Below are 20,728 nucleotides of genomic sequence, written 5' to 3'. Positions count from 1 at the left end.
CGTTGCCCGGTCATGCGCACCTGCACCTATCCATCCATCCCGACCACCGGTCGCCGCTGCTGCGGCTGTCCGGTGTTGCCGATCATCTCACTCAGCGCCACGATCGTCGCACCGGTTCCGTCCCCCGGCGCCCCCACCGCCACCGCGGACTCGGTGAACACGTGGCTCACCTCGTCCTCCCCGCCGTCGTCCGGCGCCATCACCAGCGTCGCACCGGCAATTCCGGTCGCGACGATCTCCAGCACACCCGCCACCGAATCCGGCCTGCCCGCCGCCCTGGTCCGCGACTCGAAGTTGAGTCCGGTCCGCTGGGCCACCCGCTCGGCGGCACCGGCCAGCTCGTCGTAGCTGAGCGTGCGGCCACCGCCGATGAAGGCCACGTCGTCGCCGCGCAGGGCACGGGTGCGATGCGCGTACCCGATCGGGCGCGGCGATTCCGCGGCCAGCTCCGCGATCAGGGCCGGGTCGGCGAGGTCGTACCAGTCCAGGCCGTCCGGCGGGTCGAGGATGTCGAGGGCCAGGCCCAGTTTCACCTCGAGCCGGCCGGGCAGCGCGGCGTCCATCGTCATCAGCGGGACCACCGCGGCGCCCGCCTTGAGCACCGCCCAGGTGGCGATCGCCGCGTGCTGTCCGCGTTCCAGCCGCACCGCGACGCCGGTGCCGGGGCCCGCGCCGCGCGCGATCAGCGAGCGGGCCAGCTGGGAGGAGCGAGCGTCGAGCTCGCGGTAGGACAGCTCGGCGTGCGTCAGCTCGATGGCGGGCGCCTCCGGGTCCTCCTCCACCGCGGCCGCCAGCTCCTGGGCCAGCGCGGCGCCGTTGGCCGACGGGGCCGGGGCGTAGGCGGCGGCGGTCAGTTCGCGTTCGCGTTCCCTGGCGTCGCGCAGGTCGATGTCACCGATGCGGACCCCGGGGTCGGCGGCGACGGCGGCGACGATCTCGGTGAGACCACGCGCGAACGCCGCCACGGTGGACTCGTCGAACAGATCCGTGGCGTAGGTGAACACCAGCCCGAGCTCGTCGGGCTCGCCGGTGGCGGTGAGCCGCGGCTCCACGTTCACCTGGAGGTCGAACTTGGCCGGCCGGGCGGCCAGGTCCATCGCCTCGACGGTGAGCCCGGGCAGCCGCAACACCGGCGTCTCGGTGTTGTGGAACGACAGCACCACCTGGAACAGCGGATTGTGCGAGACGGTGCCGGTGGGGGCCACCTCCTCCACGATCCGCTCGAACGGCAGGTCGGCGTGCGCGAAGGCGGCCAGGTCGACCTCGCGGGCCAGCGCGACCAGTTCGTCGAAGCCACGCTGCGGCGACACCTCGGTGCGCAGCGTGAGCGTGTTGACGAACATGCCGACCAGGTCGTCGAGTTCCGGCTCCCCGCGACCCGCGATCGGGGTGCCGATGGCGATGTCGGTGCTGCCGGAGACCCGCGCGAGCAGCACCGCCAGCGCCGCGTGCACCACCATGAACAGCGACGCGTTGTGCGCGCGGGCGAGCTCGGCCAGCCGGGCGTGCACATCGGCGGGCCAGGTGGTGATCACGTCGGCGCCGCGCAGCGAGGCGTGCGGCGGGCGCGGATGATCGTGCGGCAGCTCCACGGTGCCGGCCTGGCCGGCCAGCGTGTGCCGCCAGAAGTCCAGTTGCCGTGCGGCGGTGGACGACTCGTCGTGCTCGTCGCCCAGCACCTCGCGCTGCCACAGGGCGTAGTCGGCGTACTGCACCGGCAGCGGGGCCCAGCTGGGCGAACGGCCCTCGACCCGGGCCCGGTAGGCGATCACCAGGTCGCGAGCCAGCGGCGCGAGCGAGGCGCCGTCGGCGATGATGTGCTGCACCACCACCGCGAGGACGTGTTCCTCCTCGGCCAGCGGATCGTCGTCGGGCACGGTGAACAGCCCGGCGCGCAACGGAACTCGCTCGGTGACGTCGAATCCGCCTGCCAGCAGCCACATCACGCGGTCGCGGGGATCCTCGCACTCCTCCACCGGCAGCCCGGTCGGCAGCACCGCGCTGACCGGCAGGATCTCCTGGTACGGCACCGCACCCGGCCCGTCGGCGGGGAACCTGGTGCGCAGCGCCTCGTGCCGTTCCAGCACGTCGGCGACCGCGTAGCGCAGGGCCGAGGTGTCCAGCGCGCCGCGCAGCCGCAGCACCAGCGGGATGTTGTAGGCCGGTGAGTCCGGGTCGATCCGGTTGAGCAGCCACATCCGCTGCTGCGCGGGCGAGAGCGGGACGACGCCGCGCTCCTGCGCCGGGATCAGCGGCGGCCGTGGCGCGGTGACCGCGCCGGGCCGGACCCGCGCGGCCAGCGTGGCCACGGTCGGCGCCTCGAAGAGGTCGCGCACCACGAGGTCGGCGCCCAGCGCCTGGTCGATCCGCGCGATGGCCCTGGTGGCCAGCAGCGAGTTGCCGCCGCGGTCGAAGAAGTCGTCGTCGAGGCCGATCTCGGGCACGCCGAGCAGGGTGGCGAAGACCTCGGCGACACTCAGTTCGATGGGCGTGGTCGGCGCGCGGAAGGTGGTGGTGGCGGTGAACTCGGGCGCGGGCAGCGCGGCCCGGTCGAGCTTGCCGTTGGCGGTCAGCGGCAGGCTCGCCAGCACCACGACGGCGTCGGGAACCATGTAGCCGGTGAGGAATTCGGCGACCGCGTCGCGCACGGCGGCGGGATCGAGCGCGGCGTTGTCGGCGGGCACCACGTAGGCGATCAGCCGATCACCGGCGAGTTCGTCGGCCCGGACGACGACCGCCGCCTGGCCCACCCCTGGCACCCCGAGCAGAGCCGCCTCGATCTCGCCGGGCTCGATCCGGAACCCGCGCAGCTGCACCTGCTGGTCGCCGCGCCCGCCGTACTCGAGCGCGGGCGTGCCACGGAACCCGATCCAGCGACCGAGGTCGCCGGACCGGTAGCGGCGGGCGCCGGGCGGGCCGTACGGGTCGGCGACGAAGCGGGTCGCGGTGAGCCCCGGCTTGCCGAGGTAGCCGCGCGAGACCTGCCCACCGGCGATGTAGAGCTCACCGGCGACGCCGAAGGGCACCGGCCGCAGCCGGTCGTCGAGCACCGCCACCGACAGGCCGGGCAGTGCCCGCCCGATCAGGCTGCTCGGCAGCTCGGCGGCACCGGAGTCCATGGTGAGGTGCGAGACGTGCACCGTGGTCTCGGTGATGCCGTACATGTTCACCAGTTGTGGTGCGCCCGAACCGGTTCCGTACCGGCCGTACCAGCGGGCCAGCTTGCGCGGGTCGAGCGCCTCGCCACCGAAGACGATGTAGCGCAACGGCAGTGGCGCCGCGCCCGCGGCCTGGGCGGCGCGGTCGGCCTCGTCGAGCTGGGCGAACGCGGTGGGGGTCTGGCTCAGCACCGTCACCCGCTCGCGGGCGAGCAGCTCGCGGAACTGGATCGGCGAGCGCGAAGTGATGTGGTCGACCACGACCACCGACGCGCCACCGGCCAGCGCGCACCACAGTTCCCAGATGGAGAAGTCGAAGGCGAAGGAGTGGAACGCCGTCCACACGTCGTCGGGGTCGAACTCGAACAGCAGCTGGGTGTTGGCGAACAGCTCTAGCACATTGCGATGGCTCACCCCGACGCCCTTGGGCAGGCCGGTGGAGCCGGAGGTGTAGATGACGTAGGCCAGATGATCCGGCCGCACCGGCGCCCGCCGCTCGCCCGGCCGCAGCGGGCCCGCCGGGTAGCCGAGTTCCGCGTCGACCAGCACCACCGGCAGCTCCGCGGGCACGTACTGCCGCTCGTCCGAGGTGGTCAGCAGCACAGCGGGTTTCGCGTCGGCGAGAACGTATTCCAGCCGCTGGACCGGGTATCCGGAATCAATCGGCAGGTAGCCTGCGCCCGAGAGCAGCACCGCGAACAGCGCGACCGGCAGCTCCTCGGTGCGCGGAACGGCAACGGCCACCAGAGTTTCCGGGCCGGCGCCCTGCGCGATCAACGCGCGGGCCAGGGCCGAGGCGCGGCCGAGCAGGTCGCCGAAGGTGAGGGTGCGATCCCCCGCCCGTACCGCGATCGCGTCGGGCCGCTGGGTGGCCTGCGCGCAGATCAGATCGGCCAGGGTCACTTCCGGCACCGCGATGCCCGCCGATTCGCCTTCGCGCAGGACCAGTTCGCGTTCGCCGGGGGCGAGCACGTCGATGTCGCCGACCGGCGCCGCGGGCTCGGCCACGACCGCGGCCAGCACCCGCGTCCAGCGGTCGGCGAAATCGGCGACGGTGGCGTGCTCGAACAGGTCGGTGGCGTAGACGAAGGACGCCGTCATGCCCTGCGGCGCGCCGTCGGCGCCGATCCGCTCGGCCAGCTCCACCTGCAGGTCGAACTTGGCCAGCGGCACGTCGAAATCGGCGCCGGACACCGACAGACCGGGCAGCGCCAGGTCGGTGCGGGCCAGGTTCTGGAAGGTCAGCATCACCTGGAACAGCGGGTGCCGCGCGGTGGAACGCACCGGCTCGAGCAGTTCCACCAGGCGCTCGAAGGGCACGTCGGCGTGGCCGAAAGCGGCCAGGTCGCCCGCCCGCACCTCGGCGAGCAGCTCGGTGAAGCTCACCGCCGGGTCGACCTGGGTGCGCAGCACGAGGGTGTTGACGAACATGCCGATCAGCTCGTCGAGCGCCTGTTCGCCGCGCCCGGCGACCGGGGTGCCGATGGCGATGTCGCGGGTGCCCGAGAGCCGGGCCAGCAGCACCGCCAGCGCCGTGTGCACCACCATGAACAGGGTGGCGTTGTGGTTGCGCGCCAGGCCGGCCAGTCCCGCGTGCACCGAGGCGGGCACCTGGATGCTCAGCGTGCCGCCCGCCCGGCTGGCGACGGCGGGCCGCGGCCGGTCGGTGGGCAGATCGAGCTGTTCGGGCAGGCCGGCCAGGGTGCGGCGCCAGAAGCCGACCTGCTCGGCGAGCAGCGAGGTGGGGTCGTCCTCGCTGCCGAGCAGCGCGCGCTGCCACAGCGTGTAGTCGGCGTACTGCACCGGCAGCGGCGGCCAGTGCGGCGCCCCGCCGCCCCGGCGTTCAGCGTAGGCGGCCAGCAGATCCCTGGTCAGCGGGGCGAAGGAGAAGCCGTCGGCGGCGATGTGGTGGACCACGCACACCAAGACGTGCTCGGTCGGCTCGTTCTCGGGGTCGCGTATGGATCCCGGCTCGACCAACGCGAACACCCGTACCCGCACGGGCGGGGCCGCGGTGACGTCGAAGCCGGTCAGCGCGGCGTGCGCGATGGCCGCGCTCAGCTCGTCGTCGGCGACGTCGACGACCGCGAAGTCCGGCGCCGCCGCGGGATCGCCGGGCGCGAGCACCACCTGGTGGCCCTCGCCGTCCAGCGCCGGGTACACCGTGCGCAGCACTTCGTGCCTGGTCACCAGGTCGGCGACGGCCGCGTGCAGCGCGGGCAGGTCGAGCCGGCCGGACAGCCGCACCGCGACGGGGATGTTGTCCACCGCCGAGGCCGGGTCGAACCGGTTGAGGAACCACATCCGCTGCTGGGCGTAGGACAGCGGGATCAGCGCGGGCCGCTGCTGCAGCACCAGCGCGGGCGCGCGGCCCGAAACCCGGTGCTGCTCGGCCTTGTTCGCCAGCGCCGCCACGGTGGGCGCCTCGAAGACGGCCTGCACCGGCACCCGCACGTCCAGCGCGGCGCCGATCCGGGCCACCGCCTGCGCGGCCAGCAGCGAGTCGCCGCCGAGTTCGAAGAAGTCGTCGTCGGCCCCGACGCGCCCGGAACCGTCGCGCAGCAACAACGCGGCGAACACGTCGGCGACCACCTGTTCGGCCGGGGTCGCCGGGGCGCGGAAACCGCGGGCGGTGAACACCGGGGTCGGCAGCGCGGCACGGTCGAGCTTGCCGACCGAGGTCAGCGGCAGCGCGTCGAGCACCATGATGACGGCCGGGATCATGTACGCGGGCAACGAGGTGGACAGGAATTCCGCCAGCGCGCCGGTGTCGACCGTGCGGCCGACCCGCGGCAGCACATACGACACCAGCGCGGTCGCGCCCGAGGGCATGGTCTTGCCGATGGTCACCGCGTAGTCGAGGTCGGGGTGCGCGGTGAGCGCGTTGTCGATCTCGCCCAGCTCGATCCGGAAACCGCGCACCTTCACCTGGAAGTCGGTGCGGCCCAGGTATTCCAGGGTGCCGTCGTGCTCGACGCGGCGCACCAGGTCGCCGGTGCGGTAGAGCCTGCCCGTGCCGAACGGCGAGGCCACGAAGCGTTCCGCGGTGAGCCCCGGCCTGCCCAGATAGCCCTGCGCCAGCGCGGGACCGGACAGATACAGCTCACCGACGACCCCCGCGGGCACCGGCCGCAGCCGGGCGTCGAGGACGTACAGACCCGTGCCGGGCACGGCGGAACCGATGGTGATCGGCGCGCGCGGATGCAGCGGCGCGGTGCTGGTGGCGAGAATGGTGGCCTCGGTGGGTCCGTAGCCGTTGTAGAAGGCGCGGCCGTTGCCCGCCCAGCGGCCCACCAGTTCCGGGCCGAACCGGTCACCGGCGACGATCACCGCGCGCAGATCGGGCAGCCCGGCCGGGTCGACCGACTCGAGCGCGCCCGGGGTGATCAGCATGTGCGTGATGCGTTCGCGCCGAAGCAGATCCGACAGTTCGAAGCCGCCGAAGATCCGCGGCGGCGAGATCACCAGGGTGGCGCCGGAGGTGAAGGCGAGCAACAGCTCGAGCACCGACACGTCGAAGTTCGGCGAGCAAACATGCAGCACACGGGAATCGGGGTCGACGCCGAAGTGCTCGCGTTCGGCGGCGACCAGCGCGCCGAGGCCAGCGTGGGTCACCACCACGCCCTTGGGCTTGCCGGTGGAGCCGGAGGTGTAGATGACGTAGGCCGGGTGGCGCTCGTCGATCTGCCTGACCCGGTCGGCGTAGCTCACCGCGTGCCCGGGCCGCACGGCGATCCGCCCCGCGACCACCGGGTCGTCCAGTTCCACCCAGTACAGGCCGGTGCCGAGGGTGGCCCGGTGCGCGGCGGTGGTCAGGCCGAGGACCGCGCCGGAGTCGGTGACGATGTGCGCGATCCGGTCGCGCGGGTAGGCCGGGTCGACCGGCACGTAGGCCGCGCCCGCCTTGGCGACGGCCCAGACCGCGAGGACCGACTCGATGGACCGCGCGATCGCGATGGCGACCACGTCGCCCGCGCCGATGCCGCGGTCGATGAGTTCACGTGCCAGGCGCGAGGATTCCACGTCGAGTTCGGAGTAGGTGAGCTCGCGTTCGGCACCCGGCATGCCGGTCGGGTTGTAGCGGACAGCTATCGACCCGGCCGCGGATTCGACGGCGGCCGTGAGCAACTGACCCAACAGCGGTGCGCCGGTGGTACGTCGACGACCGGCACGGCCAGTGCGGCGGGGGGTTTCCACAGACCAATACACCTCTCGCGTCCGGCAGCCGAGTCGGACACAGCATAGTCACACCTAACTGCTGCCGCCGACCGTCGCCGAGGTGTGCGCCACGACACACCCACTCTCTGCAACAGAATCGTAATCTGTGGAGAGCCTGTTACGTAGAGCTATCGATGGACCGGCTGGAAACGGCCATGACCTGCGCAATTGCCGGGCCGACTGTGGGGACGGCCACCGGGGCCAACATCTGTTGATGACTCGCGTCCACCGGATGGTCGGTGATGACCCCACTGAAATGGGGGCGCCAGCGCGAGGCGCCGCCGGGCGCGACGCCCTCGGTCCGCATGGCCGTGAAGTAGGTGAGATCACCCACGAATCGCGCGGGCTTCAGCTGGGTAACCAGACCGACAGTGTGCAGCGCGCCCCGGTACATCCCGACGAAGCGCGGCAGCGAGATCGGCGTGGAGCCGGCCAGCGCCGCGTGCAGGGCGGCCAGGGCGTCGTCGCCGAGACCGGCCATCCGATCGGCGGCGGGCAACTGGTGCTCGGGAACGCCGAGTTCGTGCAGGGCCTCGCGCAATTCGGCGCCGAAGTCGGCCAGGTCGGCGCCCGGCAGGCTGTCCAGCATGGTCAGCGCGGCGACCGTCTCCCCCGCGGCCTGCAGTCGGGTGGCCACGGCTTGCGCCAGGACACCGCCGAGCGACCAGCCGAGCAGGTGGTACGGCCCGTGCGGCTGGGTCGCGGTGATCTCGGCGACGTAGTGGTCGACCAGTTCGTCGACGGTGGCGGGCCGGAAGGCCGGGTCGGTCAGGGCAGGCGACTGGAGGCCGATGATCGGCCGGTCGTCGGGCAGATACGGCGCCAGCGCGCCGTAGGCCCAGGCCAGGCCCGACACCGGGTGCAGGCAGAACAGCGGTTCGGCGGTGCCACCGCGACGCAGTGGCAGCGTTGGCGCGAGTGCCGCGTCCAGGTCACCGGCGAGGCCGGCCGGTCCGGCGGAGAGCCGCTCGGCGAGCCCGGCGACGGTCGGGTCGGCGAAGAAGGCGGCCACGGTCAGTTCGGTGCCGGTGCGCTCGCGCAGCCGGTGCACCACCCGGGTGGCCAGCAGTGAGTTGCCGCCCAGGGAGAAGAAGTCGTCGTCGCGGCCGGGGCGCGGTACTCCGAGCACCTCGGTGAACACCTCGGCCACCGCGCGCTCGTTGTCGTCCGCCGGCTCCCGATAGGCGCGGGGTTCGAGTACCGGCGCGGGCAGCGCGGCCCGGTCGAGTTTGCCGTTGGCGTTGAGCGGCAAGCGGTCGAGGACGACGAAGGCCGCGGGCACCATGTACGACGGAAGCACCTGCGCCACCGCGGCTTTGGCGGTCGCGGCGGTGACCTCGGCATTCGCGGCGGGTACGACGTAGGCGACGAGCCGGTCACCCAGCTGCGCGTCGGCGGTGGCCAGCACCGCGGCCTGCGCGATGCGCGGCGAGGCCAGCAGCGCCGACTCGATCTCACCCAGTTCGATGCGGAAACCGCGGATCTTCACCTGGAAGTCGGTGCGCCCCCGGTAGTCCAGTTCGCCGTCGGCGGTCCAGGCGACCAGGTCGCCGGTGCGGTACATGCGTTCGCCCGGCGGGCCGAACGGATCGGCGACGAAGCGGTCGGCGGTCAGATCGGCACGGCCGAAGTAGCCGCGCGCCAGCTGGGCGCCCGCGAGATACAGCTCGCCCGCCACCCCGGCGGGCACCGGCCGCAACCGCGCGTCCAGCACGTAGACCCGGCTGTTCCACTCCGGCGCGCCGATCGGCACCGACAGGCGATCGGCCACGCCCACGCGGTGGTCGGTGATCGATACCGCGGCCTCGGTCGGACCGTAAAGGTTGTGCAGCGCCGCAGAATTCGCGGTGACGAACCGGCGCGCGGTCGCGGCGGGCAGCGCCTCACCGATCGCCAGCACCCGGCGCAACGTCGACGGCAGCACGCCGCCGGACTCGGTGAGCAGCGCGTCGAGCATCGAGGGCACTACGTGCAGCGTGCTGACCCTGCGCTCGGCGAGGACACCGAGCAGGTAGGACGGATCGCGATGCCCGTCCGGCGCGGCGATCACCAGCGTGCCGCCGCACACGGCGGCCGACCAGAATTCCCACACCGACAGGTCGAAGGTCGCGGCGGTCTTCAACAGCACCGAATCGTCGCGGCCGAGCCCGAAAGAGTCCGTCTTCCACAGCAACTGGTTGACGATCGCGCCGTGCGGCACGGCCACGCCCTTGGGGGTGCCGGTCGAGCCGGACGTGAAGATCACGTATGCCGTGTTCTCCGGGCGCAGGACACCGCGTCGCTCGTTCGCGGTGATCGGCGTGCCGGGCAGCGCGGACAGGTCGAGCGCGGTCAGGTCGAGCACCGTCGGTCCGGGCCCGTCACCATCCGTCACGACAGCCGCGCCCGTGGTCAATACACAGACCGGTGCGGCGGTGCGCAGCACGTGCGCGATCCGGTCGGCGGGTTGTGTGGGATCGACCGGCACATAGGCGGCGCCGGTCTGGGTCACCGCGTACATCGCGACCACCAGCTCGACCGAGCGCGGAACAGCCAGTGCCACACGGTCTTCCACACCGACGCCGAGCGCGATCAGCTGCCGCGCGAGACGGTTCACCCGCTCGGCGAACGCGCGATAGGTCAGGGCGGAACCGTCCGGCGCGACCAGCGCGATCCCGTCGGGATGCGCAGCGGCGGTCTCGGTGAACAGCGAGGCCAGCGTGGCGGGCGGGCAGGGATGCCCGGTGGCGTTCCAGCCGTGCAGGATTCGCTCGCGCTCGGCCCCGGACAGCAGGTCGAGTTCGTCGGCGGGGCGCTGCGGCGTCGCGGCCACCGCGGCCAGTACCCGGGCGAAGCGGTCGGCGTAGGTGCGCGCGGTGGCTTCGTCGAAAAGGTCGGTGGCGTAGGTGAAGACGCCGCTGATGCCCTGGGCGACGCCGTCGGCGTCGTAGGTGTCGGCGACCACGGCGTGCAGATCGAACTGCGACACCGCCAGATCCACGTCGACGCCCTCCACCGCCAGCTCACCGAGTTCGAGGCCGGTGCGGGTCAGGTTCTGGAAGGACAGGCCCACCTGGAACAGCGGGTGCCGGGCGGTGGAGCGGGCCGGGTTGATCGCTTCGACGAGCCGCTCGAACGGCAGGTCGGCATTGGCGAACACCTGCAGATCGGTGTCGCGCTGCCGGGCGAGCAGGTCGGTGAACGGCTCGCCGGGGCGCAGGGTGGTGCGGAAGACCAGCGTGTTGACGAACATGCCGATCAGGTCGTCCAGCGCGGCCTCGCCACGACCCGCGACGGGCGTACCGATCGCCAGGTCGTCGGTGCCGGCCAGCCGGGCCAGCGTCACCGCCAGCGCGGTGTGCACCACCATGAACAGGGTGGCGCCGTGGTCGCGGGCCAGGGCCAGCAGGGCGCGGTGGGTGTCGGCGTCGATCTCGACCGGCACCCGGCCACCGGCGAAGGACTGCACCGCGGGCCGGGGCCGGTCGGCGGGCAGATCGAGCTGGTCGGGCAGGCCGGCCAGCGCCGCACGCCAGTAGGCCAGCTGGGCCGAGGCCAGCGACGCGGGATCGTCCTCGCTGCCGAGCAGTGCCCGCTGCCACAGCGCGTAATCGGCGTACTGCACGCTCAGCGGCGCCCACTCCGGCGCCGCGCCCGCCGAGCGCGCGGCGTAGGCGAGCATGAGATCCCTGGTCAGCGGGGCGAGCGAGGAGCCGTCACCGGCGATGTGGTGCACCACGACGGCCAGCACCGACTCGTCCGGGCCGAGCTCGAACAGCGCCACCCGCAGCGGCACCTGGCTGCGCACGTCGAAACCGGACGAGCCGAGCGCGTGCATGGCCGCGGTGAGCTCCGCCGGATCCACCCGGCGCACCTCGAGCCCCGGTGTCGCGGCCGAGGGGTCGAGCACCCGCTGGATCGGGCCCGCGTCGGTCTCCGGGTAGACGGTGCGCAGGGTCTCGTGCCGGTCGACCAGGTCACCCACGGCCGCGCGCAGGGCGGCCACGTCGATCGCACCACTGAGCCGCACGGCCATCGGGATGTTGTAGGCCACCGACTCGGGATCGAACTGATTGAGGAACCACATCCGCTGCTGGGCCAGCGACAGCGGGATCAGCTCCGGCCGCTCCCCCGCCACCAGCGCCGGACGCGCGCCCGCGCCCGCGGATTCGGCGAGCCTGCGCGCCAGCGCCTCCACCGTCGGCGCCTCGAACAGCAGGCGAACCGGGAAATCGGTGTCCAGGGCCGCGCCGAGGCGGGCCGCGATCTGGGTGGCCAGCAGCGAATTACCGCCGAGGGCGAAGAAGTCGTCGTCCAGACCCAGCTGGGTATCGGCGTCGAGGTCGAGCACCTGGGCGAAGGTCCCGGCGACGATCTGCTCGACCGGTGTAGCCGGAGCGCGGAATTCGGCGTGCTCGAGCACCGGCGCCGGCAGGGCGCGCCGGTCGAGCTTGCCGACCGGGGTCAGCGGGATGGTGTCGAGTTCCATCAGTGCCGTCGGCACCATGTGCGCGGGCAGGCTGCGCTCGGCGAAGGAGATCAGCGCGGCGGTGTCGACCGTCGCACCCGGCGCGGCGTGCACGTAGGACACGAGAATCGTGGCGCCGCTGTCGAGTTCGTGCCCGACGGTGGCGGCGAAGTCCAGGCTCTCGTGCGCGGAGAGCACGGCATCGATCTCACCGAGCTCGATCCGGAAGCCGCGGATCTTCACCTGGAAGTCGTTGCGGCCCACATACTCCAGCGCGCCGTCGGCGGTCCAGCGCACCAGGTCGCCGGTGCGGTAGAGCCGGGAACCGGCCGGGTCGAAGGGATTCGAGACGAACCGCGACGCGGTGAGGCCGGGGCGGGCGTGATAACCGCGGGTCAGCTGGGCGCCGGTGATGTAGAGCTCGCCGGTGACGCCGGGCGGCACCGGGCCCAGCCGATCGTCGAGGACGTACTGGGCGACGCCGCGCAGCGGGCCGCCGATGGTCAGCGGATCACCGGGCTTCAGCGGCACACTGATATTGGTGACGATGGTGGTCTCGGTGGGCCCGTACACATTGTGGAACTGGCGCAGGGTGCCGTCGGCGAGCGGAATCGCCCAGCGCCGCAGCAGATCCGGCGGTACGGCCTCGCCACCCACGGCGACCACCCGGAAATCGTCGAGCCCCGCCGGGTCGATGGAGGCCAGCGCGGCCGGGGTGATGAACGCGTGGCTCACCCGCTCCCGGCGCAGCAGGGCGGCCAGGTCGTCGCCACCGTAGACGCTGGGGTCGACGATCACCATGGTGGCGCCCGCGCCGACCGCCAGCAGCAGCTCCAGGATCGACGCGTCGAACGAGGGCGACGCGAAATGCAGCGTGCGCGAGTGGATTTCGACGCCGTAGTGCAGGCGCTGTTCCGCGCAGAAACCGGCCAGCCCGGCCTGGCTCACCGCCACGCCCTTCGGCAGGCCGGTGGAGCCGGAGGTGTAGATGACGTAGGCGAGGTCCTCGGCGCGGACCTGGCGCAGCCGGTCGGCGTTGGTGATCGGATCGCCGGCGAACTCGTCCAGGCGCGCCGCCACGGCCGTGTCGTCGATGGCCAGCCAGTCCACCTGGGTGGGCAGCCGGTCGGCCACCGCGGCCACGGTCAGGCCGAACACCGCGCCGGAGTCGGTGACCATGTGCGCCACCCGGTCCGGCGGATAGTTCGGGTCGACGGGGACGAAGCCCGCACCGGTCTTGGTCACCGCCCAGACCGCGAGCACCGACTCGATCGAGCGCGAAATGCCCAGTGCCACCAGGTCTCCGGCCCCGATACCGCGCGCGATCAGCAGGCGCGCGATCCGGTTGGACCGCTCGTCGAGTTCGGCGTAGCTCAGGCTGCCCAGGGTGCGGGCCGCGTCGGCGAGGACCACGGCGACACCGTCGGGATTGGTCTCCACGGCGGTGGCCAGCAGCTGCGCCAGCGCGGTCACCCGCGCCGGGCGGGTGCGCACCGGTCGAGTCCGTACCGGTCGTGTCATCGCGAATCCACCTCACCCATCCCCGGAACTCTCGAGCCCGGCACCACAGCCACGGTTCAGGCTACCGACGTACGCAGGTCCCCGAGCACCAGCACCACCTCGGCCGGACCGGTGTTGCCCGGTGCGGCGTCGTCGGTGATCAGGGCCTGCAGATCGTCCAGACCGGCGGTGTCGACCGCCTCGAGGCCCGCGCGGTCACCGAACAGGTGGCTCACCCACTCCTCGGCCAGCAGCGTCGACAGGCTGTCCCCGGACTGCGAACCCAGCACCATCGACGCGCCGGCCACACCGGCGGCCACCGGCTCGACGAGCGCGGCGAAGCTCTCCGCCGCCGCGGTGCCGAACGTGCGCGACTCGAAGGTCAGCTCGGTACCGGTGCGCACCTGCGCGCCCGCCGTGGCGAGTTCGTCGTAGCTGCGCACGCCGTCGGCGCCGACGAAGGCCGGGTCGCCGCCGCGCAGCGCCCTGGTGCGGTCGGCGTAGGTGACCGGCCGGGCCGACTGGGTCGACAGCTCGGTCTTGATCGCCGGATCGTCCAGGACGACCCACTCGAAATCACCGTCGGCGGCGACACCGGCGGTGATGCCGATCTTCGCGGCCGGTTCGGTCGGCAGTGCGCCCACACTCGCGGCGGGCAGCACCGCGGCGCCCGCCTTGAGCACGGCCCATACCGCGATCGCCCAGTCCACGCCGCGCGGAAGATCAACGGCCACACCGGATCCGGGGCCGAAGCCACGGCCGATCAGCAGCCGGGCCAACCGCGAGGAGCGGGTGTCGAGCTGCTCGAAGGTCAGCGCCTGCTCGCCCCAGACCAGGGCGGGACCGTCCGGATCGTCCTCGGCCGCGGCGGTGAACGCCTGCGCCAGCGTGGTGCCGCCCGTCGGCGCGGCCGGAGCGGGCTGCTGCGCGGCGCCCGCCAGCAGCCGGGCGCGTTCGGCCTCGTCGAGGATGTCGATGTCACCCACCCGCAGCTGCGGGTCGGCGGCCACCGCGGTGAGGATGCGCGCGAAGCGCTCCCCGATGGTGCGCACCGTGGCCTCGTCGAACAGGTCGGTGGCGTAGTTGAACAGGGTCACCAGCTCGTCGGGCTCGCCCGCCGCGGTGAACCGGGGCTCGACGTCGACCTGCAGGTCGAACTTCGCCGCCACCGCGGTCTCCAGGGCAGCCACGGTGAGGCCGGGCAGTTCGAGCGCGGCCGCCTCGTTGTTGCTGAAGGTCAGCGCCACCTGGAACAGCGGGTTGTGCGCGCTGCCCTTGCCCGGCGCGACCACCTCGACGACCCGCTCGAACGGCAGGTCGGCATGGGCGAACGCGCCCAGATCGGTCTCCCGGGCCAGGTCGACGGCCTCGTCGAAGGAACCCGCCGGGTCCAGCGCGGTGCGCAGGGTCAGCGTGTTGACGAACATGCCGACGAGTTCGTCGAGCGCCCGCTCGCCGCGCCCGGCGACGGCGGTGCCGATGGCGATGTCGGAGGTGCCCGACAGCCGGGCCAGCAGCACGGCCAGCGCCGCGTGCACGACCATGAACAGCGACGACTTGTGCTCGCGCGCGATGTGGTTCAGCCGCGCGTGCACCTCGGCGGGCAGCCGCAGTTCCGTGGTGGCGCCGCGCAGGGTCGGCACCGCGGGGCGCGGGCGGTCCTGCGGCAGCTCCAGCAGCGGCGGCACCCCGGCGAGCTGGGTCCGCCAGTAGTCCAGCTGGGCGGCGGCGACCGAGCCGGGCTCGTCGTCGGCGCCCACGGCGGCCCGCTGCCACAGCGCGTAGTCGGCGTACTGCACCGGCAGCGGGGCCCAGCCGGGCGCCTGCTGCCCGGCGCGGGACACGTAGGCGGTCACCAGGTCGCGGGCCAGCGGCGCCAGCGAGGCGCCGTCGGCGGAGATGTGGTGCACCACCACGACCAGCAGCCAGTCGGCCGCCGATCCGTCGGTGAGCAGCCGCGCCCGCACCGGGACCTGGGCGGTCACGTCGAAGCCCGCCTCGGCCAGCGCGGCGGCCCTGGCCAGGACCTCGGTGGTGGTCTCCACCTCGAGCCCGGCCGGGAGCACGTCGCCCACGGCGAGGATCTCCTGCACCGGCGACCCGTCGACCGCCGGGAACCGGGTACGCAGCGACTCGTGCCGGTCCAGCACGTCGCGCACCGCGGCGTCGAGCGCGGCCACATCGAGCGCGCCGGTCAGCCGGATGGCGAACGGGATGTTGTAGGAGCCCGAGGCGGGGTCGAGCTGGTTGAGCACCCACATGCGCTGCTGGGCCAGCGACAACGGAATCCGTTGCGGCCGTTCACCGGCCACCAGCGCGGGCCGGGCGGCACCGCTCGCCGCACCGATCCGGGCGGCCAGCGCGGTCACCGTCGGCGCCTCGAACAGGTCGCGGATGGAGACGTCGGCGTCGAGCGCCTCGTTGATCCGGGCCACCGCGCGGGTGGCGAGCAGGGAGTTGCCGCCCAGCGCGAAGTAGTCGTCGTCGGCGCCCACCCTGGCCATCCCGAGCAGCTCGGCGTACACGCCGGCCACGATCTCCTCGGTGGGCGTGCTCGGCGCACGGAACTCGCCCGCGGTGAAGGTCGGCGCGGGCAGTGCCTTGCGGTCGAGCTTGCCGCTGGGGTTGAGCGGGAACGCGTCCAGCGCGACCAGCGCGGCCGGAATCATGTACGCGGGCAGGGACTCCCCGATCGCGGCCAGCAGCGGCGCCTGCTCGATCTCGGCGCCCGGCTTGGGCACCACATAGGCCACCAGCTGTTCGCCGGCGGGCGAGTCGGCCACGATCGCCACCGCCTGGCTGACCGCGGGCTGCGCGAGCAGCGCGGTCTCGATCTCGCCGAGCTCGATGCGCTGGCCACGGAACTTCACCTGGAAGTCGGTGCGGCCCAGGTACTCCAGCACGTGCGTGTCGGCGGTGGGCGTACGCCACACCACCAGGTCGCCGGTGCGGTACATCCGCGCACCGGGCGCGAAGGGGTTGGCCACGAAGCGATCCGAGGTCAGGTCGGGCCGGGCGACATACCCGCGCGCGAGCTGGTCGCCGGCCAGGTACAGCTCGCCGACCACACCGGCGGGCACCGGCCGCAGCCGCGAATCCAGCACGTACACCTGGGTGTTCCACTGCGGCACGCCGATCGGCACCGACCCGCGATCGGTCTCGCCCGCGGGCCAGTAGGTCACCGACACCGCGGCTTCGGTGGGCCCGTAGAGGTTGTGCACCTGGGCGGGCGAGACCGCGCGCAGCGCCTCGACGGTCTCCGGCGGCAGCGCCTCACCGATGGCGAAGACGTCGCGCAGGGTGGGGATGGAGCCCGCCGTGGTGTGCGCGGCGAAGACGGTCAGCATCGACGGCACGAAGTCGGTCATCGTGACGCCCTGCGCCGCGATGGTTTCGGCGATGTAAGCCGGATCGCGGTGTCCGTCGTGCGTCGCCACGACCAGCTTCGCGCCGGTGCGCAGCGGCATGAAGTAGCCCCACAGCGACACGTCGAAGGTGGTCGCGGTCTTCTGCAGGTACACATCGCCGGGCGCGAGCGGGTACTCGGCCAGCATCCACGCGATCTGATTGTCGATCGCCCGGTGCGAGACCGCGACGCCCTTGGGGCGCCCGGTGGAACCCGAGGTGAAGATGACGTAGGCCGGGTGCTGCGGCAGCACCGGGCGGATCAGCTCCGCGGTCTCCAGCGGTGCGCCCGAGAAGTCTTCCAGCGCGACGGTGTCCATGGTGATCACGGGCGTCGCCGCGGGCACCTCGACCGCGTCGGCGGTGGTGGTCAGCACGCATACCGGCTGGGCGGTGTCGAGGATGTGGGCGATGCGCTCGGCCGGATGATCCGGGTCCAGCGGCACATAGGCGCCACCGGCGGTGACGATCGCGTACATGCCGACCACGAGGTCCAGCGAGCGGCGCACGGCCAGGCCGACCAGCGATTCCGCGCCGACCCCGCGCCGCACCAGCAGCCGGGCCAGCCGGTTCACCCGCTCGTCGAACTCGCGGTAGGTCAGTTCCGTGCCCTCGTAGGCGAGCGCGACGGCATCCGGGTGCGCGGCGACCGCGGCCCGGTAGCCGTCGAGCAGCAGGGCCGAGGGCAGTTCGTGCCGGGTGTCGTTCCAGCCCAGCAGGATCCGGTCCCGCTCGGCCGGTTCCAGCAGCTCGATCGCGCCGACCGGGCGGGCCGGATCGGCCACCACCTCGGTGAGCAGGCGCACCAGCCGGTCGGCGAATCCGGCCACGGTGGCCTCGTCGAACAGGTCGGTGGCGTAGGTGAACGCCGCCGACACACCGCCGGCCACGCCGTCGGTCTCCAGCGGGACCATGGTCAGCTCGAGGTCGAACTTCGCGAACGGCACCGCCAGGTCGACACCGGCGACGGTGAGGCCGGGCAGGCGCAGCTCGGTGCCCGCGAGGTTCTGGAAGGTGAGCATCACCTGGAACAGCGGGTGCCTGGCCATCGACCTGGCCGGGTCCAGCAGCTCGACCAGGCGCTCGAAGGGCACGTCGGCGTGGCCGAAGGCGGCCACGTCGGTGCCACGCACGGTGCCCAGCAGTTCGTCGAAGCTGCGGGCCGGGTCCACCTCGGTGCGCAGCACCAGGGTGTTGACGAACATGCCGATCACATCGTCGAGCACCGCTTCGCCACGACCCGCGACCGGGGTGCCGACCGCGATGTCGGTGGTGCCGGACAGGCGTGCCAGCAGCACGGCGAGCGCCGCGTGCACCACCATGAACAGCGTCGAATTGTGTTCGCGCGACAGCCGATCCAGCGCGGCGTGGGTCTCGGCGTCGATACGGAAGTCGTAGCTCGCGCCGCGGTTGGTCATCGCCGCGGGACGCGGACGGTCGGCGGGCAGATCCAATTGTTCGGGCAGCCCGGCCAATTCGTCACGCCAGAAGGAGATCTGCTGGGCCAGCAGCGATTCCGGATCGGACTCGGCGCCGAGGGTATCCCGCTGCCACAGCGTGAAGTCGGCGTACTGCACCGGCAGCTGCCGCCACTGCGGCGCGGCGCCGCGCAGCCGGTCGGAGTAGGCCGCGATCAGGTCGCGGGTCAGCGGCGCCATCGAGAAGCCGTCGGCGGCGATGTGGTGCACCACGCACAGCAGCACGTGCTCCTCGGCGCCGAGACGGAACAACCGCACCCGCACCGGCGGCGCCACCGCCACGTCGAAACCGGCCACGGCCTGCTCGGCGATCAGCGCGGGCAGCTGCTCGGCGGTCGCGTCGACCACCTCGAGCACCGGCACGGCGCGCGCGTCGCTCACCGGCAGCACCAGCTGCACGGCGTCGCCGTCGACTTCGGGGTAGACGGTGCGCAGCACCTCGTGGCGGGCCACCAGGTCGGCCACCGCGGCGCGCATGGCGTCGACGTCGAGGGTGCCCGACAGCCGGACCGGCAGCGGAATGTTGTTGGCGCCGCTGGCCGGGTCGAACCGGTTCAGGAACCACATGCGCTGCTGGGCGTAGGACAGCGGAATCTGCTCGGGCCGGTCCTGCGCGGTCAGCGGGTTGCCGGTGCCCGCGCCCACGTGCGATTCGACGCGGGCGGCCAGCGCCGACACGGTGGAGGCCTCGAACACCAGCTGCACCGGAACCCTGGCGTCGAGCGCGGTGCCGATCCGGGCGACGGCCTGGGCGGCGAGCAGCGAGTTGCCGCCGAGTTCGAAGAAGTCGTCGTCGGCGCCGACGCGGGTGTCGTCGTCGGCCACCAGCAGCGCGGCGAACACCTGCGCGACGATCTCCTCGATCGGCGTGCTCGGCGCGCGGAACTCGCGGGCGGTGAACGTGGGCTCCGGCAGGGCCTTGCGGTCCAGCTTGCCGACCGGCGTCAGCGGGATCTCGTCGAGCAGCATGATCGCGGCGGGCACCATGTACGCGGGCAGCAGACCCGACAGGTGCTGGGCGAGCTCGGCCGGGGTCACCGTGGCGCCCGCGCGCGGCAGCACGTAGGCGACCAGGGAGGTGACGCCGTTGGTGAGCGTGCGGCCGAGCGTGGCGGCGAAGTCGACGTCGGGATGCGTGGTGAGGGCGTTGTCGATCTCGCCGAGCTCGATCCGCAGGCCGCGGATCTTGACCTGGAAGTCGGAGCGGCCGAGGTACTCGAAGTCGCCGGTGGTGTCGCGGCGGACCAGGTCGCCGGTGCGGTACAGGCGGCCGCCGGGCGCGCCCGCGTCGGCGCCGAACGGGTTGGCGACGAACCGCTCCGCGGTCAGCTCGGGCCGGTCCAGGTAGCCCTGGGCCAGCGCGGGACCGGCCAGGTACAGCTCGCCGACCACGCCGGCGGGCACCGGGCGCAGCCGCGCGTCGAGCACGAAGGCCGCGACGCCGGGGATCACCGAACCCAGCGTCACCGGAGCGCCCGCGCGCATCTCACCGGTGGTGACCATGACGGTCGCCTCGGTGGGGCCGTAGGCGTTGAACACCGAGCGGTCCGCGTTCGACCAGCGCTCGACCAGCTCGGGGCCGAGCTTGTCACCGCCGGTGACGACCACGCGCACGCTGGGCACCCGGTCCGGGTCCACCGACTCCAGCGCGCCCGGCGTGATCAGCAGGTGCGAGACCTGTTCGCGGCGAACGAGATCGGCGAGCTCGTCGCCACCGAACACGGTCGGCGGGACGACGACCAGGGTCGCGCCCGCGGTGAAGGTGAACAGCATCTCCATCAGGGAGAAGTCGAAGCTGGGCGAGCTGAGGTGGGTCACCGTGGCGCCCGCGTCGACCCGGTACTGCCTGCCCACCGCGGCCATGGTGGCCAGACCCGCCTGGGTCACCACGACGCCCTTGGGCAGTCCGGTGGAGCCGGAGGTGTAGATGACGTAGGCCGGATGCCGTTCGTCGAGGGTGCGCGCCCGGTCGCTGTAGGAGATGGCGTGCGCGGGCCTGGCCGCGATCTCGGCCGCGACCACCGGGTCGTCGAGTTCGAGCCAGCGCGTGGTGTCGCCGAGGGCGGCGCGGTGCGCGGAGGTGGTCACACCGAGCACGGCGTGCGAGTCGGTGACGATGTGGGCGATGCGCTCGGCGGGGTAGGCCGGGTCGATCGGCACGTAGGCGGCGCCGGACTTGGCCACGGCCCACACGCTGAGCACCGATTCGACCGAGCGGGTGATCGCGACGGCGACGATGTCGCCGGGGCCGACACCGCGGGCGATCAGCTCCCTGGCCAGCCGGGAGGACTCCTCGTCGAGCGCGCGGTAGGTGAGCTCACGCTGATCGGCCGGGTCGCCGGTGGGGTTGAAACGCAGGGCGACGGTATCGGCGGCGGACTCGACGGCTGCTGTGAGCAGCTGCCCGAATGTCGGACTGCTCGACCGGCGACGGCGGTTACCGCGGGCAGAACGGCGGGCAGTTTCCATTCGGGTTCATTCACCTCTCATCGAGCCTGGACACGACGGACGGCCGCGCCATG

3 protein-coding genes are annotated in these 20,728 nt (G+C 72.7%); all 3 read right to left on the bottom strand.

Going from position 1 to position 20,728, the window contains the following annotated elements; all coding sequences use genetic code 11:
* Positions 1-26: 26 nt before the first annotated feature.
* On the bottom strand, positions 27-7,295 hold the full coding sequence (locus EL493_RS07570) for a non-ribosomal peptide synthetase (RefSeq protein WP_019045003.1): 7,269 nt from the start codon (positions 7,293-7,295) through the stop codon (positions 27-29).
* Positions 7,296-7,494: 199 nt separating this feature from the next.
* Positions 7,495-13,317, bottom strand: coding sequence for an amino acid adenylation domain-containing protein (locus tag EL493_RS07565; protein WP_020684138.1), 5,823 nt, complete (start codon positions 13,315-13,317; stop codon positions 7,495-7,497).
* An 83-nt stretch (positions 13,318-13,400) separates the two neighbouring features.
* Complete coding sequence (locus EL493_RS07560; protein WP_020684137.1) at positions 13,401-20,675, bottom strand: non-ribosomal peptide synthetase; 7,275 nt, start codon at positions 20,673-20,675, stop codon at positions 13,401-13,403.
* Positions 20,676-20,728 lie beyond the last annotated feature (53 nt).

This window comes from Nocardia asteroides (assembly GCF_900637185.1).
In the GTDB taxonomy this organism is placed as follows: Bacteria; Actinomycetota; Actinomycetes; order Mycobacteriales; family Mycobacteriaceae; genus Nocardia; species Nocardia asteroides.
The sequence above is the reverse complement of the archived record's forward strand: the minus strand, read 5'-3'. Positions and strand labels throughout refer to the sequence as shown.